General features: G+C 67.6%; 22 protein-coding genes. 3 read left to right on the forward strand and 19 right to left on the reverse strand.

Features of this window, described 5'->3' with window-relative positions; genetic code table 11:
- Positions 1-39: 39 nt before the first annotated feature.
- Positions 40-477 (forward strand): universal stress protein, encoded by a 438-nt coding sequence (locus LT972_RS02935; protein ID WP_232571704.1) that lies wholly within the window; start codon positions 40-42, stop codon positions 475-477.
- Positions 470-2,698 (forward strand): amino acid permease, encoded by a 2,229-nt coding sequence (locus LT972_RS02940; protein ID WP_232571705.1) that lies wholly within the window; start codon positions 470-472, stop codon positions 2,696-2,698. The genes LT972_RS02935 and LT972_RS02940 overlap by 8 nt, the downstream gene beginning before the upstream one ends.
- A 3-nt stretch (positions 2,699-2,701) precedes the next feature.
- On the opposite strand, the gene LT972_RS02945 is transcribed toward LT972_RS02940, so the two are convergent.
- From LT972_RS02945 to trkA, 3 genes are read right to left on the reverse strand one after another with little or no spacing between them, the layout of a single operon-like run.
- Positions 2,702-5,029: an amino acid permease gene (locus LT972_RS02945; RefSeq protein WP_232571706.1), complete on the reverse strand. Its 2,328-nt coding sequence runs from the start codon at positions 5,027-5,029 to the stop codon at positions 2,702-2,704.
- 48 nt (positions 5,030-5,077) lie between these two features.
- On the reverse strand, positions 5,078-6,643 hold the full coding sequence (locus tag LT972_RS02950; protein WP_232571707.1) for a TrkH family potassium uptake protein: 1,566 nt from the start codon (positions 6,641-6,643) through the stop codon (positions 5,078-5,080).
- Positions 6,640-7,983 carry a Trk system potassium transporter TrkA gene (trkA, locus tag LT972_RS02955; RefSeq protein WP_232571708.1) on the reverse strand — a complete coding sequence of 448 codons (1,344 nt, stop codon included), beginning with the start codon at positions 7,981-7,983 and terminating at the stop codon, positions 6,640-6,642. Before trkA ends, LT972_RS02950 begins: the two co-directional genes overlap by 4 nt.
- Before the next feature lie 107 nt (positions 7,984-8,090).
- On the opposite strand from trkA, the gene LT972_RS02960 reads away from it, so the two are divergent.
- Positions 8,091-10,706, forward strand: coding sequence for a PAS domain S-box protein (locus LT972_RS02960; protein WP_232571709.1), 2,616 nt, complete (start codon positions 8,091-8,093; stop codon positions 10,704-10,706).
- Positions 10,707-10,758: 52 nt separating this feature from the next.
- On the opposite strand, the gene secY is transcribed toward LT972_RS02960, so the two are convergent.
- From secY to LT972_RS03040, 16 genes are read right to left on the reverse strand one after another with little or no spacing between them, the layout of a single operon-like run.
- Entirely contained in the window at positions 10,759-12,222 is a 1,464-nt protein-coding gene (gene secY, locus LT972_RS02965) for a preprotein translocase subunit SecY (protein WP_232571710.1), read from the reverse strand.
- Positions 12,223-12,225: 3 nt separating this feature from the next.
- The gene (locus tag LT972_RS02970) at positions 12,226-12,687 is read right to left on the reverse strand and encodes an uL15m family ribosomal protein (RefSeq protein ID WP_232571711.1); all 462 of its coding nucleotides are present in this window, start codon (positions 12,685-12,687) and stop codon (positions 12,226-12,228) included.
- A gap of 2 nt (positions 12,688-12,689) precedes the next feature.
- On the reverse strand, positions 12,690-13,154 hold the full coding sequence (rpmD, locus tag LT972_RS02975) for a 50S ribosomal protein L30 (protein ID WP_232571712.1): 465 nt from the start codon (positions 13,152-13,154) through the stop codon (positions 12,690-12,692).
- Positions 13,154-13,792 carry a 30S ribosomal protein S5 gene (locus LT972_RS02980; RefSeq protein WP_232571713.1) on the reverse strand — a complete coding sequence of 213 codons (639 nt, stop codon included), beginning with the start codon at positions 13,790-13,792 and terminating at the stop codon, positions 13,154-13,156. The genes rpmD and LT972_RS02980 overlap by 1 nt, the downstream gene beginning before the upstream one ends.
- A gap of 3 nt (positions 13,793-13,795) precedes the next feature.
- Positions 13,796-14,347, reverse strand: coding sequence for a 50S ribosomal protein L18 (locus tag LT972_RS02985; protein ID WP_232571714.1), 552 nt, complete (start codon positions 14,345-14,347; stop codon positions 13,796-13,798).
- Positions 14,347-14,796 (reverse strand): 50S ribosomal protein L19e, encoded by a 450-nt coding sequence (locus LT972_RS02990; RefSeq protein ID WP_232571715.1) that lies wholly within the window; start codon positions 14,794-14,796, stop codon positions 14,347-14,349. Before LT972_RS02990 ends, LT972_RS02985 begins: the two co-directional genes overlap by 1 nt.
- Positions 14,789-15,508 carry a 50S ribosomal protein L32e gene (locus LT972_RS02995; protein ID WP_232571716.1) on the reverse strand — a complete coding sequence of 240 codons (720 nt, stop codon included), beginning with the start codon at positions 15,506-15,508 and terminating at the stop codon, positions 14,789-14,791. The genes LT972_RS02990 and LT972_RS02995 overlap by 8 nt, the downstream gene beginning before the upstream one ends.
- Positions 15,509-15,511: 3 nt before the next feature.
- Positions 15,512-16,048: a 50S ribosomal protein L6 gene (locus LT972_RS03000; RefSeq protein ID WP_232571717.1), complete on the reverse strand. Its 537-nt coding sequence runs from the start codon at positions 16,046-16,048 to the stop codon at positions 15,512-15,514.
- 2 nt (positions 16,049-16,050) lie between these two features.
- The gene (locus LT972_RS03005; protein WP_232571718.1) at positions 16,051-16,443 is read right to left on the reverse strand and encodes a 30S ribosomal protein S8; all 393 of its coding nucleotides are present in this window, start codon (positions 16,441-16,443) and stop codon (positions 16,051-16,053) included.
- A gap of 2 nt (positions 16,444-16,445) precedes the next feature.
- Positions 16,446-16,607, reverse strand: coding sequence for a 30S ribosomal protein S14 (locus LT972_RS03010; RefSeq protein WP_232571719.1), 162 nt, complete (start codon positions 16,605-16,607; stop codon positions 16,446-16,448).
- Positions 16,604-17,122 (reverse strand): 50S ribosomal protein L5, encoded by a 519-nt coding sequence (locus tag LT972_RS03015; RefSeq protein ID WP_232571720.1) that lies wholly within the window; start codon positions 17,120-17,122, stop codon positions 16,604-16,606. The genes LT972_RS03010 and LT972_RS03015 overlap by 4 nt, the downstream gene beginning before the upstream one ends.
- Positions 17,119-17,820 carry a 30S ribosomal protein S4e gene (locus LT972_RS03020; protein WP_232571721.1) on the reverse strand — a complete coding sequence of 234 codons (702 nt, stop codon included), beginning with the start codon at positions 17,818-17,820 and terminating at the stop codon, positions 17,119-17,121. Before LT972_RS03020 ends, LT972_RS03015 begins: the two co-directional genes overlap by 4 nt.
- Entirely contained in the window at positions 17,817-18,173 is a 357-nt protein-coding gene (gene rplX, locus LT972_RS03025) for a 50S ribosomal protein L24 (protein ID WP_232571722.1), read from the reverse strand. The genes LT972_RS03020 and rplX overlap by 4 nt, the downstream gene beginning before the upstream one ends.
- A gap of 3 nt (positions 18,174-18,176) precedes the next feature.
- On the reverse strand, positions 18,177-18,575 hold the full coding sequence (locus LT972_RS03030; protein ID WP_232571723.1) for a 50S ribosomal protein L14: 399 nt from the start codon (positions 18,573-18,575) through the stop codon (positions 18,177-18,179).
- Positions 18,575-18,904: a 30S ribosomal protein S17 gene (locus tag LT972_RS03035; protein WP_232571724.1), complete on the reverse strand. Its 330-nt coding sequence runs from the start codon at positions 18,902-18,904 to the stop codon at positions 18,575-18,577. The genes LT972_RS03030 and LT972_RS03035 overlap by 1 nt, the downstream gene beginning before the upstream one ends.
- Positions 18,895-19,314, reverse strand: a complete 420-nt coding sequence (locus LT972_RS03040) for a ribonuclease P protein component 1 (RefSeq protein WP_232571725.1) — start codon at positions 19,312-19,314, stop codon at positions 18,895-18,897. The genes LT972_RS03035 and LT972_RS03040 overlap by 10 nt, the downstream gene beginning before the upstream one ends.
- Between the last annotated feature and the right edge of the window lie 4 nt (positions 19,315-19,318).

Here is a 19,318-nt window from a genome sequence, read left to right on the forward strand (position 1 = left end):
GTGTCCCGACAGCCACGCTCGAACCCGGAGGTGGGCCACATGGGTGACCTCCTCTCCCGTGTCGTCCTCCCGGTCGCGAGCGAGGGGGACGCTCGCGCGACCTGCCGCGCCGCGCTCCCGCACGTCGCCGAGGCCGGCGGCGAGGTAATCGCCGTCCACGTCATCGAGAAGGCCGGCGGCGGCATCGACAAAGCGGGCGTCGAACAGCGCGAGGAGTTCGCCGACGACGTCTTCGCCATCGTCGAGGACGCCTGCGCCGACGCTGGCGTCCCCGTCGAGACCGACCTCCGATTCGACACCGACGTCGAGGACGCCATCTTCGACGCCGCCCGAGACCACGACGCCACCGCCGTCGCGTTCACGCCCCGCGGGGGCAGTCGGTGGTTCGACCTCCTCACCGGTGACCACGCACGCGACATCGTGAAGCAGGCCGACATCCCGGTCGTCGTGTTCCCGGCGGAGGACGACGATGAGTGACGAGGAACTCGCGAAGGACCTCGGACCGCTCGCCGCGCTGACAATCGGCGTCGGGACGATGATCGGCGCCGGCATCTTCGTGTTGCCGCGGCAAGCCATCACGGACGCCGGGTCGTTCGCCATCCTCTCGTTCCTGCTCGGGGGCGGCATCGCGTTGCTCACGGCGCTGTCCGCGAGCGAACTCGGCACCGCGATGCCCAAATCCGGCGGCGCGTACTACTACGTCAACCACGCGCTCGGGCCGCTGTTCGGTTCCATCGCCGGCTGGTCGAACTGGCTCGGCCTCGCGTTCGCGTCCGCGTTCTACATGGTCGGCTTCGGGAAGTACATCCAGAACATCGTCGGCCTCCCGGACGCGTACGTCGTCGCTGGCGTGACGCTGCCGTCGGTCAAGGTCGTCGCGTTGCTCGGCGCCGCGCTGTTCATCGCGGTGAACTACGTCGGCGCGAAGGAGACCGGCCGCCTCCAGAACGTCATCGTGGTCGTCCTCGTCGCCATCCTCGCGGTGTTCACGGCGTTCGGCGCGATGAACGCCGAGACCGCGAACCTCCCCGACAGCAAGGGCTTCGGACCGATGCTCACCACCACCGGCATCATCTTCGTCTCGTATCTCGGGTTCGTCCAGATTACGAGCGTCGCAGAGGAAATCAAGAACCCCGGCCGGAACCTCCCGCGTGCGGTCATCGGGAGCGTCCTCCTCGTCACCGTCATCTACGCGCTCGTCCTCGTGGCGATGAGCGCCGCGGTCGAACCCGGCTTCATCGGGGGGCTGACCACCGACCAAATCGCGGTCGTGGAGGTGGCGAAACTCCTCATCGGGCCGATAGGCGGCGCCGCCCTCCTGTTCGGCGGCCTGCTCGCGACGGCGTCGTCGGCGAACGCGTCGATTCTCGCGTCCTCGCGCATCAACTTCGCGATGGGCCGGGACAACATCGTCACGCCCGACCTGAACGAGATTCACCCCCGGTTCTCCACGCCGTACCGCTCCATTGCGGTGACCGGCGCCCTCATCCTCGCGTTCATCGCCGCCGGCACCGTCGAGGCGCTCGCGACGATGGGGAGCGTGCTCCACCTCGTCATCTACGGGCTGTTGAACGTCGCGCTCGTCGTGATGCGCGAAGCCGACCCCGCGGGCTACGACCCGGACTACGAGGTGCCGTTCTACCCCGTCACGCCGATTCTCGGGATGCTCACGTCGTTCGCGCTCATCGCGTTCATCGACGGAGTCATCATCGCGTTGAGTTTCGCGCTCGTCGTCGGCGCCATCCTCTGGTACTTCGTCTACGCCCGCGAACGCACCACCAAACAGGGCATCCTCGGTGAGTACGTCCTCTCGCGCTCCGAGGAGATGCCCGACGCCGCCGTCTCCGCGGCGAGCGGCGTCCAGCCGGACGGCGGCGAGTACCGCGTCGTCGTCCCGCTCGCGAACCCCGAGACCGAGAAAGACCTCATCTCGCTGGCGGCGGCCGCCGCGAAGGCCAACGACGGCCGCGTCGTCGCGGTCCACGTCGTGCAGGTGCCCGACCAGACGAGCCTGGAGTACGGCGCCGAACACGTCGACGAAATCGACGCCGAGAGCGAGGGACTGCTCGCGCGAGCGAAGGCGGACGCCGAGGACTTCGGCGTCCCCGTCGAGACCCACACCATCCTCTCGCATCGCTCCTTCGAGGAGGTGTTCGACGCCGCCGAGTCCCACGACGCCGACATGCTCGTGATGGGGTGGGGCGAGGACGCCCACGGGTCGCCCGGACGCGCCGAGTCCGCCATCGAGGAACTGTCCGGCGACCTGCCATACGACGTGCTCGTGATGAAAGACCGCGGGTTCGACCCCTCGCACGTCGTGTTGCCGACCGCGGGCGGCCCGGACACCGAACTCGGCGCCGCCGTCGCGCGCTACCTCCGCGACCAGTACGACAGCGAGGTCACCCTCCTGCACGTCGCCGACGACGTCGAGGAGGGCGAGGCGTTCCTCGACGAGTGGGCGAGCGCCCAGGGCCTGCCGGACGCCGAGCGCCGCGTCGAGACCGGCGACGTGGAGGCCGCCATCGAGGCCGCCGCGGCGGACGCGTCGATGCTCGTCGTCGGCGCGACCGAACGCGGCCTGCTCGGTCGCCTCGTCACCGGGTCGCTCGTCCTCGACGTCGTGGACGACGTGGACTGCTCGGTCGTCCTCGCGGAGAAACAGCGCTCCAAGTCGCTTCGAGAGCGCCTGTTCGGGTAGCGGCTACTCGCCGAGTTTCCGCAGGTACCGGTACGCCGGGAACAGGAACTCCGTGGCGCGCCCGACGACGCCCGTCTCCTCCGCGTACACGAGGACGGGAACGTCGCGGCGCCGCGCCGCCTGCGCGGCGCGGTCGGTCGTGCTCCCGAACAGCCACCGGCGGAGCGCGCGCGTCCGCGTCGCGCCGACGAGCAGTGTGGCGTCCTCGTCGGCGGCTCGCGCGACCAGCGTGTCGGCGATTTGCTCGGACTCCTCCTCGTGGATTTCGACCGACACCGAGTCGTCGAGCGCGGCGAGCGTGTCCTCGATTGCTTCCCGCGTGCCGTGCTCGCCGGTCGGCGTCACGCGAACGACGTGGACGGTCGACCCCTGTCGCCCGAGCCCGTTCACGAGCGGGAGGAGCGCGCGGTGGTGCGGGCCGCCGCCCGCGCCGACACACAGCGTGTCGAGTGCGTCCGCGTCCTCGAAGCCGTCGGCGAACACCACGTCGCAGGGCGCGCCGAACTGCACGCCCTCGGCGACGTCCGCGCTCTCCTGCGGGTACCCCATCAGCACGCGGTCGGCGTCGCAGGCGCGCGCCGTCTCCACGATGTCGAAGGTGACGTCCCGACAGAGGTGGCCCGCGACCTCGTAGTCGACTGGGAGGTCGGCGTCCGCGAGTGCCGACTCGATGGCGTCGACGCGGCCCTCGGCGGCGTCGCGCGCGACCTCGTTCGGCGTCTGGTCGGGGAGTTGCGTGATGGTGAGGACGCGGACCACCGCGTCGCCGTCGGTCGCGTCGGCGAGCCGCGCCGCGACCGAGACGTGGCCGACGGCGTTGTCCGGGTGCGCGATGGGCACGAGGACGGTGTGGCGCTCCTCGTTGGCCTCCGTAGCCGTCGGTTCGACGACCGCCTCGCGGAGTTCCTCGCTCTCGGGCGCGCCGCCCCACGACTCGTAGACGGCGACCGCGAGCACCGCCACGAGGACGCCGACTGCGACGCCCGACGGCGGCAGATTCGTGATGAGCGCGAGATTCGCGACGACGCCGAGCGCCGGCACTAGCGGCACGAGGGGCACCGTCAGCGGGCGGTCGAGGTCGGGTTTCGTGCGCCGCGAGTAGACGAGCGCGACGTTCACCACCGACAGCGGGAGGAGCAGATTGAACGTCGCGAACCCGGTGAGCGCGTCCAACCCGAGGTTCGGGGTGAGCGACAGCGTGACGCCGAACACTTCCGTCGACGCGACGCTGACGCCGGCGAGCAGGCCGTGCTGGGAGAACACGCCGACGAACCCGACGACGAGCGCAACGATGGTGCCCGTCACCGCCACGACGCTCCAGAACGGCGTGCCGTAGTCGGGGTGGATGCGCGAGAACGGCCGCGGCGCCTGCCCGCGGTCGCCCATCAGCGAACCGATGCCCGACGCCGCGAGCACCGAGGCGTTCGACGCTGACACCATCGAGAACACCGCGCCGGCGACGATGAGCGCCTGCCCCCACGACCCGAGGAAGGAGGCGGCGACCGTCCCCATCGCCGTCTCGCCGGCGCGCAGCACCGACTCGCCGACCGGCGCGTTCACCATCGCGACGATGACGAACGTGTAGAGGACGGTGACGGTGAGGATGCTCGCCGCGATTGCCTTGGGCACCGTCTTCCGCGGTTCGATGATTTCGCCCGCGCTCGCCGCGATTGCGGAGAATCCGAAGAACGTGATGAACGCGAGCGCCGCCACGGAGACGATGCCCGCGACGTCCGTCGAGAACTGGGTCGCGAACTCGCCGGCCGCCGCCGTCGGGCCGGTGTACGCGAACGCGCCGCCGACGAACGCGAACAACACGGCGACCTTCGCGCCCGTCACGATGACCTGGAAACTCCCGCTCTCCTCGGTTCCCTGCGCGTTCAGCGCACCGAGCAGGACGGCTGCGAGCACGCCGACGCTCCCGTGCGGGAGCGCCGAGTGCAGGTGGAGCGTCGTCCCCGCGACCCGCAGCGTCTCCGGGATGATGAACGCGAAGAACCACTCGTCCATCGTCGCGAGGTAGAACGCCGTCGTGCCCGTGTACCCCAAGAAGAGCGTCGCGCCGACGAAGTACGTCAGGAGGTCGTGGTCGAACGTCCGTGAGGAGAACAGGTAACCGCCGCCGTTCTCCGAGTAGATAGAGGCGAACTCGGAGTACGACGCCGCGGTGATGGACGCCACGACTGCGGCGAGGACGAACGCGACGACGGCGCTCGACCCGATGCGCGCGACCGCCAGCCCCGACAGCGAGAAGATGCCCGCTGCAATCATCGTCCCCAGCCCCATCGCGTACGCGACCGTGAACCCAAGCGAACGGGTGTGCTCTACCATCGACGCTCCTGTTTTCCGGACGAACCGTTAAAACCTGTTGCCGGCGGGCTACGACCGCCAGTAGGCGTCCGTCAGTAACACGAGTACGGGCAGGATTTCGAGACGTCCGATCCACATCAAGCCGACCATCAGGAGTTTCGACGCGTCCGTGAACGGCTGGTAGTTGTTCATCGGGCCGACGACGCCGAACCCCGGCCCGACGTTCCCGACGGTCGCCGCGACGGCGCTCATCCCTTCGAGGATGCTGAAGTTCTGGATGTGCGTCGAGTCGAGGACGACGAACGCGGTGCCGAAGACGAAACACGCGAAGTAGACGGCGGTGAACGCGTAGATGCCGCGAATCGCCTGCTCGTCGACCGGATTCCCGCCGAGGCGCACCGGCTCGACGGCGTCCGGGTGGACGGTCGTGAACAACTCGCGTTTCAGCGCCTTCGCGATGACCACCCAGCGCACGATTTTCACTGCGCCGCCGGTGCTCCCCGCGCTCCCGCCGATGAACATCGCGACGAACAACACGAACTGGGCGTCGACGCCCCACGCGGTGAAATCGAGGCTCGCGTACCCCGTGGTCGTCACGATGGCCGCGGCCTGGAACGCCGCGTGCCGGAGCGCCGGTTCGAGGTGCCCCGAAATCGGTGCGAGCGCCTCGCCGAGGCCGAGTTCGGGGCCGGTGAACAGCAGCGCCGCGAGCGCCGCGGTGACGACGCCGACGGCGCCGACGTACGCCCGGAACTCGCCGTCCTCGAAGAGGTGGTCGTGCTCCCCCTGGAGGACGTGCCAGAACAGCGCGAAGTTCGTCCCCGCCGCCACCATGAACGGGATGATGAGCCACTGCACCGCCGCGGAGAACGCCTCGATGGAGCGCGCTTCGGGGCTGAAACCGCCCGTCGACAGCGTCGTCAGGCCGTGGGCGACGGCGTTGTACAGCCCCATGTTCGGCGCGAGACCGCCGACGTGGAGGCCGTACAGCAACACGATTTCGAGCGCGGTAATGCCCGCGTACGCCAGCCAGAGCGCGCGCGCCGTCTCCGCGATGCGCGGCGTGAGTTTCTGGATGCCCGGCCCCGGCGCCTCGGCGTCCATCAGTTGCGCGCCACCCACGGACAACTCGGGGAGGATGGCGACGGCCAGCACCACGATACCCATGCCGCCGAGCCACTGCGTGAGTTGCCGCCACAGCAGGATGGCGTGGGAGTGCGTGTCGAAGGAGATAGACTCCATCACCGTCGCGCCGGTCGTCGTGAACCCGCTCATCGTCTCGAACAGCGCGTCCACGGGGTGGCCGAGCGCCGACGACGGCGCGCTCGCTTCGACGACGCCCGGAACGCCGTGGGCCGCGAACAGGTACGGGAGCGCGCCCACGAGACTCACCGCGAACCACGTCGCCGCCACCATCAGGAACCCCTCGCGGGCGCCCATGTCCTCGACGTCCCCGACGGATTCCAGGGCCGCACCGGCGGCGTACGCCACGACGATGGTCGCCGCGAACGCCGCGATGCCGCCGTCCCCGTAGTAGACCGCCACGAGGAGCGGTGCGACCAGTGGCACGGACAGCCACTTCACGACGGTGCCGACGAGCGCGAAACTCGCGCGGTAGTCCACGCGCAGGGTCATAGTTTCGACGTGACTTCGTCGAGGGCGTTCGCGCGAACGAACGCGACGACGTGGTCGCCGACCTCGACGACCGTATCGCCGCGCGGCGTGACGTACTCGCCGTTCCGCGTGATGGCGCCGACGACGACGCCTTCCGGGAGGTCCTCGACGACGTCCCGAATCGGGCGCCCGGCGAGGACGCTCTCGTCGTCGACCTCCACCTCCAGCACCTCCGCGCCGCCCGGCTCGATGATGGCGACGTTCTCCGCGCGGCGCTCGCGCGTGAACCGCGTAATCTCCTCGGCGGTGACCTCTCGGGGGTTCACCGCGACGTCGACGCCGACCGTCTCGAAGAGGTCGACGTACCGCGGCTGTTCGACGACGGCGATGGCGCGCGTCGCGCCGGCGCGCTTGGCGAGCAGCGCCACCAAAAGCGAGCGCTCGTCGCTCCCGAGTGTCGCCACCACCACGTCGGCGTCCGCTACGTGTTCGCGCGCGAGGAACTCGGGGTCGGTCGCGTCGTGAGAGAGGACGGTCGCCGCCGGCACGCGCTCGGCGAGGTCCCGCGCACGCCCGTCGTCGAGTTCGACGATGCGCGGCGTGATGCCGCGTTCGGCGAGCAACTCGGCGGTGAGCGCGCCGGTGGTCGACCCGCCGACGATGACCGCGTCCTCCACCTCGTCGACGGCGTGGTCGGGGTCGATGGCGCGCGCGAACTCGCGGACGCTCGGTGGCTGACCGACGACGACGACCCGGGACGAACCCTCGATGAGGGTGTCGCCACGCGGTACTTCCGCGCAGTCGGCGCCGTCCGGGATGACCGCGACGAAGGTCAGTTCGTCGAACCGGTCGGCTTCGGCGACGGTCTGGCCCGCAATCGGGCTGTCGGCCGGCACCTCGAACTCCGCCATCTGCACGCTCCCGTCCGCGAACGGGTCGACGTCGCGGGCGGTCGGCAGGTCGATGACGCGCACGATGGCTTGGGCCGCGAGCAAGTCCGTGCAGACGAGGAAGTCCGCGCCGAACGCCCCGCGGTGACGCCGCCACGTCTCCAGGTAGGTGGTGTTCTTCACGCGCGCGATGGTGAACGCGTCGCTCACCGTCTTCACCGTGCCACACGTCGCGAGGTTCGTCTCGTCGTCGTCCGTGCTCGCGATGACGACGTCCGCGCGCTCGACCTCGGCGTCGATCAGGTCGTCGAGGTCGGTGCCGTCGCCGGTCAACGCGAGGACGTCGTGGGCGTACTGGAGGGACTCCACGCGCTCGCCGTCGATGTCCAAGACGACGATTTCGTGGGCGTCCGCGAGGCTCGCTGCGATGCTCGACCCGACCTCGCCGGCGCCGACGATGAGGATGCGCATTCAGTTCGTGCCCCCAATTTGCATGTCCGGGCCCTCTCGCTCCCCGGTCAATAGCCCTTCGGATGCGACTGCAACGTTTATTGTCTATGATTACACATTGAGCGCAAATGACGATGGGAGGAGGGTCCTCGATTCGCGTGTTGCTCGTCGAGGACGACGACGCGCTCGCCGACCTCACAGTCGAGTTCCTCGAACGCGAGGACGACGCATTCGAGGTTGAGACGCGCGACGCGGCCGAATCGGCGCTCGACCGCCTCGACGACGCCGCCGTCGACTGCGTCGTCTCCGACCACGACATGCCGGGGATGAACGGCCTGGAGTTCCTCGGCGAGGTCCGGGACACCCACCCGGAGCTCCCGTTCGTGTTGTTCACCGGGAAGGGAAGCGAGGAGATAGCCAGCGACGCCATCTCCGCCGGCGTCACCGACTACCTCCAGAAGGGAACCGGCACTGACCAGTACACGGTGCTCGCGAACCGCGTGCGAAACGCCGTCGAGAAGCGACGCTCCCAGCAGGCGCTCCGCGAGGAGAAACACCTCCTCGAACAGGTGCTGGCGACCACTCCGGGGTCGGTCGTCTTCGACGCGGACGGCCGCGTCGCGTCGGCCACGGACCGCGCGAAAGCGACGCTCGGCCTCGCGGGCGAAACGCTCCCCGTCGACCCCGACTGGGCGTTCGCGACCCTCGACGGCGACCCGCTCCCGCCGGAAGACCACCCCGCGAGGAAGGTCGCGCGCACCGGCCAGTCGCTGCACGGCGAACGCCTCGCGGTCGTGTGGCCGGACGGCTGGGAGAAGTACCTCGTGATGCACTGCGCGCCGCTGTTCGACGAAGCCGGCGACGTCGACCGCGTCGTCGCGTCGTTCACGGACGTCACCGACCGCGTCGAACACGAACACGAGATAGAGCGCGTGCAGACCGTCGTGCAGGCCGTCGGCGACGCCGTCTACACGCTCGACGAGGACGGCGTGTTCACGTTCGTCAACGACGCCTTCGAGGAACTGACGGGCCGCAAAAACCTCGAAGGCGAACACTGCTCGGTCGTACTCACCGAGGACGACATCGACGAGGGCGAACGCCTGATTGCCGGCCTCGTGAGCGGCGACGACGAGACCGCGGTCCTCGAAATCGATGCCGACGACTGGGCCGACGACGTCGAACACGTCGAAGCCCACATCGCGTTGCTCCCCTACGACGTCCAGTTCAACGGCACCGCGGGCGTCGTCAGGGACGTCACCGAACGCGAGCGACGCCAGCGGAAACTCCGTGAGAGCGAGGAGAAGTACGCCACCGTCGTTGAGGAGGCCAGCGACGCCGTCCTCGTCGCCCAAGACGACCGCCTGAAGTTCGCCAACCAGCAAGCCGCCAGCATCCTCGACGCCGACCCCGGCGACATCGAAGGGACGCCCGTCGCGGACGTGATTGCGCCCGAGGACCGGGACACTGTCGTCTCACGGCTCCGCCGGCGCCTCGACGGGGACGCCCCCGAACGCCGCTACGAGTTCACCGCCCAGACCGTCGACGGCGACCGCGTCCCCATCGAGTTCAGCGCGTCCACCATCACGTACCGCGGCGACCCCGCCGTCCTCGCCATCTGCCGGGACGTCAGCGACCGGCGGCGGCGCGACCGGGAGCGCCGCCAGTACGAGACAATCGTCGAGACGGCGCCCGACGGCGTGTTCATCGTCGACGAGAACGCCAACTACGTCAGCGGCAACGAACAGATAGCGCGACTCACGGGCTACTCGCAGGCCGAACTCGCCGAGATGAGCGTCACCGACCTCGTCGCCGAGGGCGTCTTCGACCCCGAAGTCGTCCCCCGGTACGAGGACACCGTCGCGACCCTGTTGTCCTCGCGGGCTGACGACGCCAAGGGGAAATTCGAGTTCCACGTCTACCCGCGGGACGGCGACGACGAACGCGTCTTCGAGTGCCACCTCGCGCTCCGCCCGCACGACGGCGAGTTCCGCGGGAGCATCGGCGTCCTCCGGGACGTCACCGAACGCAAGCGCCGCGAGCGCGAACTCGAAGCCCAGAACGAGCGCTTAGACGAGTTCGCGAGCGTCGCGAGCCACGACCTCCGCAGCCCGCTGAACGTCGCCACCGGGTGGCTCGAACAGTACCGCGAGACCCGCGACGACGACGCGCTCGACCGCGTCGAGGACTCACTCTACCGGATGGACGAGATTCTGGAGGAACTCCTCACGCTCGCGCGAAGCGGGACGACCGCCCGTGAGACGACGGAAGTCCCGCTCCAAGTCGCCGCCATCTCGGCGTGGGACTCCGTCGACACCGGCGAAGCGGTCCTCGGCCTCGACCTGGAGGGCGTCACCGTCGACGCGGTCCGCGGACGCCTCCAGGAGTTACTCGAGAACCTCTTCCGGAACGCCGTCGAACACGCCCCCGCGAGGGCCGCACGCACCCGCCCGGACAGCGCCGTCGCGGACACCGGGTCGGAACTCCAGATACGCGTCTGTCCGCTGACCGACCGCGAGGGCTTTTTCGTCGCCGACGACGGCACCGGCATCCCGGAGTGCGAACGCGAGGACGTCTTCGAGATGGGACACACCAGCACCGAGGACGGCACCGGGTTCGGCCTCGCCATCGTCGAGAACGTCGCCGAGAACCACGGCTGGCGCGTCGAACTCACCGAGAGCGAGGACGGCGGCGCGCGCTTCGAGTTCGAGACCGAGCCGCCGGAGTCGCCGACGCGAAACCGCTGACGGCACTGTCGGCACTCCAGGACTCGCGAACCGCAGAAAGCGGGTGGTGGCGTCAGTCGCCGCCGCCGAACATGTCCCGCATCATCGGGTGCATCTCCATCATCTGCTCCTCGGCGATCTCCTCGTACAGTTTGTACGTGATTGAGATCGTGAGCAACAGACCCGTTCCGGTGACGTCACCGATGGTGCCGAGCATGTTCGCCATCACGGCGAGCAAGCCGACCAGCGCGCCACCGATTACGGTGACCTGCGGGATGTACCGCTCCATCACCTTCTCGATGACGCCGAGGTTCTTCCGGAACCCGGGAATCTGCATCCCCGAATTCTGAATCTGTTTCGCGGTCGCCTCCGGGCCCATGTCCGCAGTCTCGACCCAGAAGATCGCGAAGATGGCACCGCCGATGATCATGAACGTCAGGTCGACGGCCACCCGAATCAACACCTGCCACGGCTCGGCCGACGTCCCGGCCGTCCACCACATCCACGCCTGCCGATTGTAGATCGGCGCGAGGTAGTAGAAGAACCCGCTGACGGGTTGGCCGTTCGCGTACACGCCGAGCCACGCCGGCATGTTGATGGTGTTGTTCAGAATCTGCCCGAGGAACTGGATGTTCGCCTGCAGCGCGCGAACGAGAATCATGGGCAACACACTCGCGTAGATGAGCTTCACCGGGAAGCGGCCCCGAGCGCCCTTCACGCGAGCGTGAGACAGCGGAATCTCGACGCGTACGCTCTCTGCGTACACGACCACGACGTAGATGAACACGGTCGTGATGAGCCCGAGGATTCCGGCCTGCATCAACAGATAACTCACGCCGTCGCCCGACAGCAGCGGCGGGATGTTCGTGACGTTCCCGATGGCGATGTCGAACCACGTCGGAATCAAGCCCTGATTGCCGACGCCGCCCTCCCAGTAGAACAGGCCACCGACGAGCCGCTGGCTCACGCCGGCCACGATGAAGAGGCCGATACCGGAGCCGACGCCCCACTTCGAGATGACCTCGTCCATGAACAACAGGAGGAGGCCACCGGCGGCTATCTGGGCGAACAACAGCACCCGGACGCCGAACAGGCCGACGCCCAGACTCGACGCGAGCGCCGAACTCGGCTGGAGGAAGTTGCCGAGGAACACCATCGGCAGCCCGGTCAGCACGATCATCACCAACACCAGGAACTTCTGGAGACCCTGGTAGATGGCCTGATCACGCGGGTCGTTGGTGTCCAGCCCCAGCAGGTTCGCGCCGCCGAGCAACTGCAACACGATGCTCGCCGTGACGATCGGACCGATACCCAACTGGAGTACCGTCCCCTGACCGCCGGCGAGCAGACTCCGGAACTGTCCGAAGAAGTCGTCGCCCCCGGCCAGCCCCCAGAGCGTGACGTTCGTCAGGAAGAAGTACAGAATCAGGACGCCGGCCGTCCAGTACATCTTCCGACGGAACGGCACGTGCCCCTCCGGACGCTGCACTGCGGGCATCCGCGTGAGGACCGGCGCAGCAGCCTCCTTCCATCCCATGAGTTACTCCTCGCTGTCCTCTTCGGCTCGCTCGGAGACGACGGCGTCCCCGCCCTCGCCCTCGATGAGCTCCACGGCGCCCGCGGAGAACGCGTCCGCCGTGACTTCGAGTTGTTCGTACACCTGTCCGCCACCGAGCACCTTCACCACGTCGGCGTCCCAGCCGTCCTCGGCGACGTCACGGGCGTCGACGCGGTACCCGAAGTCGGTCTCCTCCGCGACGCCGTCCGCGACGAGGAGCGCGATGTCCTCGTCGAGCTTCTGGACGGACACCTCGCGGACGTCCTCCTCGGTCTTCTCCGGGCGCTTGAACCCGGACTTGCCGACGTCCTCGTAGTTGTGCTGTTCGTGCTTCTTGCGACCGGCGCGTCCGCGACCGCCGCGGTGACCGGCGCCGCGACGGTTCTTGTGGGAACCGCCGCCGTGCGTGCGCGAACCGCGCTGTCGTCGTTTCTTGCTCGTCATGGTTAGCGCATGTCGGTGAGGAGACTGTCGATCTCCTCGGTGGTGTGTTTGCCGAGTTCGCCCTTCTCGCTGACCGGCTGCTTGATGCCGTCGTGACCGCCACGCGGCGGGTGCAGGCGGAGCACGGGCGCGAGGCCCGCGTCGCGGAGCGTCGTCTCGTCGTCGAGCAGCGCGCCGACGAGGTCGGCGACGTCGCTGTACTCGGTGTTCTCGGCGACCCACTCATCGTCGACGTCCGCGGACCCCTCGAGGGGTTCGGCGCGACGCTCGACGAGTTCGGTCAACACGTCCTCGCTCGGCTCGCCGAACGCGACGTAGTCGTTGACCTTCGCGACCATCCCGGAGTACGTGTCCGTCTCCGGGACGAGCGCGCAGTGGTTCACGCTGTGGATGTTCAGCATCTCCAGCGTGTCCGAGACGTCCTCGCTCATGTTCACTTCGCCGCGAACCTGAACGACCGCCTTCATCACTCGATCACCTCACGCTCTTCCCGAGCGTGCTGGGGGACGCGGGCCTCCGCGGTGTTCCGGAGCGCGTTGAACGTCGCCTTCGCGAAGTTCACGGTCGTCCGGGTCTTCCCCGAGGAGCGCGTCCAGATGTCGTCGATGCCCGCGAGTTCGAGCACGTTCCGGACCGTCTCGCCGCCCGCGAGGCCGAGGCCGCGCGGCGCGGGAATCAGTTCTACCTCGACGCTGCCCGCCTTGCCGGTCGAACGGAGCGCGACGGTGTGGGGTCGCCCACAGCCACACTCCCACGACCCACAGCCGCGGGACACGTCGATGATGTTCAGTTTCGCTACCTCGATCGCCTTCTGGATGGCGCCGCCGACCTGGTCGTCGCGACCTTCGGCGTACCCCACGTAGCCGTCGCGGTTGCCGATGGCGACGACGCAGCGGAACTTCACGCGTCGACCGGAGTCGGTCATGCGCTGGACCATGTTGATGTCCAGAACCTCGTCTTCCATCCCCGGAATGAGGTGGTCGACGATCTCCGGCTCCTTCAGCGGGAGTCCGCTCTCGAGGGCGGCGGACATGTCTTCGATCTCGCCGTCCTGAACGAGGCGACCCAGGCGCGTCTTCGGTTGCCAGGTGTCGTCGTAGCTCATGTGTTAGTCCTCCATGATGGCTTCCCGCGTCTCGTCGAAGTGCTCGGGAAGCTCCGTTGCGTCGAACTCGCCGCTGTACAGCGGGTCGTCGAGTTGCTCTGCGTACTCCGCGATGTGTTCGCCGCGCGTGCGCGACCAGTCCGCGAGGACCGAGTCGTTGTGCGGGATGTCGAGGCCGGCGTCGATGGCCCCCTCCTGCACTGCGAACACCTTCGAACCGGGCGTCGCGGTGTTGAGGCCGATGTCGAGGACGGCCTCCTCCGCGCCCGCTTCGACTGCGCGCTGTCCAGCGAGCAGGCCGGTGAGGTACGCGCTCGGGAGGTTGCCCGTCGGGGCGTCCCAGCCGTACTCGGCCAAGTCACTGGAGTGTGCGCTCGCGATAGTCTCGTCGCCGTCGGCTCCGGTCGCGACCAGCTGCGCCGTGACGTGCTTGTTGCTCTTCCGGGCAACGAGCCGAGGTTTCCCTGACTTCAGGAGGCGCAACCTCTGATGGTAGTCAGTCCGGACCTCGCGGCGTCGCCGCATCGGAACCTTGTATCGTGGTCCTGTCGCCATTAGCTGTCACCGTAGTTTTCCGCGATGTAGTTCTTGAGGCGTCGGACGCTGTCGAACTCGCCACCGTTGGCCATGTTGTACAGCTCGCGGTACTCGCTGGGCGAGAGCTCGCCCTCGTCGCGGAGTTCGCGGAGCGTCCGTCGCTGCGCTCGGATGCGGGCCTGGTAGGACTCCTTGTCGTCCTGCCGGGCGCCCGCCTTCCCCTTGCGGTTGCCGGCACCCTTCTGGTGGCCGTACGACCGCTTCTGGTCGCGCTCTCGTGCGCGACCGCGGGAGTTACCGCGCGCGTCCTCTGCCTGAATCGTGCCCTCGTCGACGAGCTCGCGGATGTCCTCTCGGGTAATCGCTTCCGCGATGTCGCCCTGGGCCTCGGGGTCGAACCAGACGCGGTTCTCGCCGACGTCGAGGACGTCGGCCGCGAGCCGCTTCTGTGCGCTCAAGTCACTCATTGTCTTCGACCTCCACTTCGACGTACGTCGGGTTCAGAACACGGATGCCGTCGGACTCGGCCTGCTCCTCGATTCGCTCGCGCTTGCGTGCGCCAACCTTCGAGGCGATGCGGGCCGCCTCCGTGTCCGGGTCGATGTCGTCGAGGTCGTCCGCGTTGTGTACGCGGACCTCCTCGAAGCCGCTCGGGTGCTTGCCCCGAACCGCCTTCGGCGTTCGGAAGCCGGCCTCGACCGTGTCGCCCTTCCCCTTGATGCCGCGGCGCTGCTTCGACAGCGTGCCCTTCGGGCGTCGCCACGACTTCGGGGTGCGCTTTTTCTTGTGGTAGTCCTGCCGATTGAACTGAGGTTTGCCGACGCGGCGACGCTTCTGGAGGAGCCGCTCCTCCTCGTCGCTCAGGTCGGGCGTCTTCTCGGTGAGGCCGCGGGGACGGAGCTCCGTCTCCACGTCCTCCTCGGCTTCTTCGTCCTCGGTCTCCTCGGGTTCGGCCTCCTCGACCTCCGCCTCGGTCTCGTCTTCGACTTCGAGACCGCCGACGTCGGCCTTCACGCGGGCCGCGAGCGCGTTCCCGATGCCGTCGACGTCCGCGAGTTCGCTCTGGCTCGCTGCCTTCACGTCCTCGACGGATTCGTAGCCGGCGTCGCGGAGCGCTTCCGCCTTCGACGGGCCGACGCCCGAGATGTCCTCGAGTTCCTGGGGTTCTTCGTCTGCCATCTATCAGGCACCTCCCTTCGTCGGTTTCTCGACGATGTACACGCCGTCCTGGAACACGCGAGTGTCCTTGTCAGTGACGCGCGTGAGCTGTTCGATGTCGGCCGCCGTCTGGCCGACGTCCTCGATACTCGGGCCGCTGAGGACGACCTCTTCCTCTTCGATGCTGACGTCCGTGTCGCCGCGAACGGGCGTGCGACGCGGCGCCTTCTCGCCGAGGAAGTTCTGGATGACGACTTCGTCGCCCTCCAGGTCGACCTGCATCGGGAAGTGAGAGTAGTGGACCTGCAGTCGGTACTCCCAGCCCTCGGTGACCCCGTGAAGCATGTTGTTCACGTGGCTCTCGAAGGTCCCGACGGTCGCGTTCGTCTTCGCGTCCTCGGCTTCGCTCTCGATGGCGACGACGCCGTCCTCGACGGTGACTTTCACGTCGGGGAACCAGAGGCGTCGCGTCACGGAGCCCTCGGGGCCGTCGACGGTGAGGTCGAGGTGGTCGACCTCGGCCGTCACGTCGTCCGGAATCTCGATTTCGATTCGTTGCATGGTCAGTATACGTAGGCGATGACTTGGCCACCGACGCCCTCTTCGCGGGCCTCGTAGTGGCTCATGATTCCGTGACTCGTCGTGACGACGAGCGCGCCGTAGTCTCGAGCCGGGAGGTAGCGTTTCTCCCACTGCTCGAAGTCGTCGGCGCCCACGGAGTACCGTGGGTTCACGGGGCCACACTCGTTGATGGCACCTTTCAGTTCGACCTCGAACTCGCCGGCTTTCCCGTCGTCGACGAACTCGAAGCCGTCGATGTACCCGCGGTCGTAGAAGACCTCGAGCACGGAGCCGACCATGTTGGAGGCGGGCGATACCGTGTGCGTGAGATGCCCGACGCTCTCGGCGTTGTCGAGGCCGGAGAGTGCGTCGGACAGGGGGTCGTTCGCAGTCATGTTTAGCTGTACTTCTTGAAGCCCATCGAACGGGCGATCTCTCGGAAGCACTGTCGACACAGCCAGATGTCGTACTTGCCGACGAGGCCCTGACTGCGGCCACAGCGCCGACACTCGTGTGTCTGGCCGGTCTCTGTCTCGTGTTCCTGTTCCGTCTCGCTCATTCGTTGACCTCCACGTCGAAGTTGGCTTCGAGGAACGCCACCGCGTCCTCGGTGTTGAGTCGGTGGTTCGACGGAATCTGTCGCGTGACCTGGTCGCGCTTCGCGACCCGGTAGCCCGGGCGCACGAGGTTGACGGTCACGTCGAGCCCGTAGATCCCGACGTTCGGGTCGTACTCCTGACTCGGGAAGTCCGTGTGTTCTTCGACGCCGAAGCTCACGTTCCCGGTCTTGTCGAACTGGCGCTCCGCGAGGTCCGCGAGCGGGAGCGCGCGGTCGAGGAAGTCCTCCGCGTCGTCGGCCCGCAGGGTGACCTTCGCACCGATCGGGTCGCCCTCGCGGATGCCGAACTCGGGGTCGGTCTGCGTCGCCTGCGTGCGGACGGTGTCCTGACCCGTAATCTCGCCGAGAATCTCCTCGGCGTTCTGGAGGTCGACCCCACCGCGACCGACGCCCATGTGGACGACGACCTTCTCGATGCGCGGTTCGCGCATCTCGTGGAAGTCCGCCTCACTCATTCGTCGTCACCTCCGACGAAGTTCTCGTCGATGACGACCACGTAGTCCTCGACGGTCTCGAACTCGCCGTCCTCGGTCTCCACGCGGACGGTGTTGTCCGCGCTGCCCGGCTGGACGGAAATCTCCGCGATTTCGCCGATGTCGCCGGCGTGCTGGCCGGCGACCGCGGTGACGAGCGCGCCCTCGCCGTACTCGAAGTGAGCGACGACCTCGTTGGTCTCGTTGTCGACGACGACGGAGTCGTTCCCCGCGTACTCGTCGTCTTCCACGATGAGGTTCGACCCGTCGTGGAAGTTGAGCTGCGTGCGCCCACCGGAGACGGTGGTCTTGTCGGTGACTTTGTTCAGCTTGCTACCCGCCGAGTCCGCGTCGATCTGCGTGAGTCCGAGGCGGCCGCCCTCGTCCGGGAAGACCCGGTAGTACTCGTCGCGGTCCGGGAACGCCAGGATGTCGAACATCCCGATGGGGCGGTTGACGTCGCCGACCGAGCCGCCGTTGACGAGCACGCCGTCAGTGTTGATGGCGTACTGCGCCTCGCTCGAGTCGTCGACGTAGCCCAGCACGTCCCGGAGCACGACGACGAGCGGAACGCCCGACTCGCCGTGCGGACCGGCCCCGGCCTTCGCGGTGAACGTCTCCGTCTTCCGCTCGACCGGCCAGGACTTCGGTACCGAGAGTCGCTTCTGGTGTCGCGTCATTCGTTGTCAGCCTCCAATCGCTCGGCTCGCACGTCGTCTTCGAGGTCGAGGTCGGTGACGCGGAGGTTGCTCGCGTCCAGCGGACGCAGCACTTCCTCGCCGTCCGACTTCTCGACGACTACGTCCTCGACGAACACCGACGCGTCGCGGAGGTCGACCTCCGCGACTTCGCCTTCCTCGCCGGCGTAGTCGCCGCGCATGACTTCCACGGTGTCGCCGGCGTTCACGCGGACGCTCCGCTTGCCGTACTCCTCGTGGAGGTCTTCCGAGAGGTGCGCTTGCACCTGGTCGTGGCGCTCGTGCAGCGACGCGTTCTCCGTGCGATTTCGCTGTTTGTGTGGTTGCTCAGTCATTGTCTATACGATCATCGTCGCGGTACTCGCGATGGTACCGTACCGTTCGGCCACTTCGCGCGAAATCGGGCCCTTGATCTCGGTCCCGCGAGGCTCGCCGAGGTCGTCGATGATGACGGCGGCGTTGTCCTCGAACTTCACGCGCGTGCCGTCCGGGCGACGGATGGACTTACGCTGGCGGACGATGACAGCCTCCAGTACCTGGCGGCGCATCTCCGGCGTGCCCTTGGTCACCGAGACGGTGACCATGTCGCCCAGCCCGGCCTTCGGGTGGCGGTTCTTCGTTCCCTGGTACCCGTGAACGCTCGTGATTTTGAGTTCGCGAGCGCCCGTGTTGTCGGCACACGTGACGAGCGAACCCTTCTCCAAGCCCTGCGTGACGTCGGCCTTGATGGCTTCCATCAGGCGTCACCTCCGTCGGTGACTTCCACGACGGCGTGGTTCTTGGTCTTCGAGAGCGGTCGGGTCTCTGCGATACTAACCGTGTCGCCGACTTCGATGTCGAAGCACTCCGGCGCGTGGGCCGGCACTCGGGACCGCCGTTTCATGTAGCGGTCGTACTTCGGCACGAATACGTCGTATTCGCGCTCGACGACGATGGTTTTGTCCATGTCGGTGGAGGCAACTTCACCCTCGAGAACCTGGCCGCGCACGGAAAGACTCCCGTGGAACGGACAGTTCTCGTCGGAGCACGTACCCTCCGGTTCTGTTACGTTCAGTCCTAGCGCCATTTCGAATCAACTCCTGTTTCGGAGCGAAGAGCGGGTCGTGAGAGCAACGCGACCCCATCCACCGTAACGTAGGCCACGCCCTCGCCAGTGGTTTGGCCGGAGCCACCTGCAGGTTTGGACGCGGTCCCGGTCTCCTTCGCGGGGTGTCGGTTGGAAGCCGACACGCCGCCAGACTGCGTCTGACGGAAGACCGCAGCTTCATCTGTGAGTTCGAACTCGAATCTCGCTCCTCGCTTGGGTATCTGCGTGACACCCGAGTCGGTCGAGTGTGACTCGACCAGCAGGGTCTGCATCGTCTCGTCGACGACGCGACCTTCGATGCCTACCCGCGACTGGTCGGTCGACTCGACGACCCGCACGTGCAGGCCGACGAGTTCGTGTCGCGGTAGCGTCTCGGGTGTCAGTGTCATCTGT

Source organism: Halobacterium litoreum (genome assembly GCF_021233415.1).
Classification (GTDB): Archaea; Halobacteriota; Halobacteria; order Halobacteriales; family Halobacteriaceae; genus Halobacterium; species Halobacterium litoreum.

Bases quoted from the DNA above. Each gene is read 5' to 3' on its own strand.
- LT972_RS02935 (WP_232571704.1), top strand. From the start codon at position 40: ATGGGTGACCTCCTCTCCCGTGTCGTCCTCCCGGTCGCGAGCGAGGGG.
- LT972_RS02940 (WP_232571705.1), top strand. From the start codon at position 470: ATGAGTGACGAGGAACTCGCGAAGGACCTCGGACCGCTCGCCGCGCTG.
- LT972_RS02945 (WP_232571706.1), bottom strand. From the start codon at position 5,029: ATGGTAGAGCACACCCGTTCGCTTGGGTTCACGGTCGCGTACGCGATG.
- LT972_RS02950 (WP_232571707.1), bottom strand. From the start codon at position 6,643: ATGACCCTGCGCGTGGACTACCGCGCGAGTTTCGCGCTCGTCGGCACC.
- trkA (WP_232571708.1), bottom strand. From the start codon at position 7,983: ATGCGCATCCTCATCGTCGGCGCCGGCGAGGTCGGGTCGAGCATCGCA.
- LT972_RS02960 (WP_232571709.1), top strand. From the start codon at position 8,091: ATGACGATGGGAGGAGGGTCCTCGATTCGCGTGTTGCTCGTCGAGGAC.
- secY (WP_232571710.1), bottom strand. From the start codon at position 12,222: ATGGGATGGAAGGAGGCTGCTGCGCCGGTCCTCACGCGGATGCCCGCA.
- LT972_RS02970 (WP_232571711.1), bottom strand. From the start codon at position 12,687: ATGACGAGCAAGAAACGACGACAGCGCGGTTCGCGCACGCACGGCGGC.
- rpmD (WP_232571712.1), bottom strand. From the start codon at position 13,154: ATGAAGGCGGTCGTTCAGGTTCGCGGCGAAGTGAACATGAGCGAGGAC.
- LT972_RS02980 (WP_232571713.1), bottom strand. From the start codon at position 13,792: ATGAGCTACGACGACACCTGGCAACCGAAGACGCGCCTGGGTCGCCTC.
- LT972_RS02985 (WP_232571714.1), bottom strand. From the start codon at position 14,347: ATGGCGACAGGACCACGATACAAGGTTCCGATGCGGCGACGCCGCGAG.
- LT972_RS02990 (WP_232571715.1), bottom strand. From the start codon at position 14,796: ATGAGTGACTTGAGCGCACAGAAGCGGCTCGCGGCCGACGTCCTCGAC.
- LT972_RS02995 (WP_232571716.1), bottom strand. From the start codon at position 15,508: ATGGCAGACGAAGAACCCCAGGAACTCGAGGACATCTCGGGCGTCGGC.
- LT972_RS03000 (WP_232571717.1), bottom strand. From the start codon at position 16,048: ATGCAACGAATCGAAATCGAGATTCCGGACGACGTGACGGCCGAGGTC.
- LT972_RS03005 (WP_232571718.1), bottom strand. From the start codon at position 16,443: ATGACTGCGAACGACCCCCTGTCCGACGCACTCTCCGGCCTCGACAAC.
- LT972_RS03010 (WP_232571719.1), bottom strand. From the start codon at position 16,607: ATGAGCGAGACGGAACAGGAACACGAGACAGAGACCGGCCAGACACAC.
- LT972_RS03015 (WP_232571720.1), bottom strand. From the start codon at position 17,122: ATGAGTGAGGCGGACTTCCACGAGATGCGCGAACCGCGCATCGAGAAG.
- LT972_RS03020 (WP_232571721.1), bottom strand. From the start codon at position 17,820: ATGACGCGACACCAGAAGCGACTCTCGGTACCGAAGTCCTGGCCGGTC.
- rplX (WP_232571722.1), bottom strand. From the start codon at position 18,173: ATGACTGAGCAACCACACAAACAGCGAAATCGCACGGAGAACGCGTCG.
- LT972_RS03030 (WP_232571723.1), bottom strand. From the start codon at position 18,575: ATGGAAGCCATCAAGGCCGACGTCACGCAGGGCTTGGAGAAGGGTTCG.
- LT972_RS03035 (WP_232571724.1), bottom strand. From the start codon at position 18,904: ATGGCGCTAGGACTGAACGTAACAGAACCGGAGGGTACGTGCTCCGAC.
- LT972_RS03040 (WP_232571725.1), bottom strand. From the start codon at position 19,314: ATGACACTGACACCCGAGACGCTACCGCGACACGAACTCGTCGGCCTG.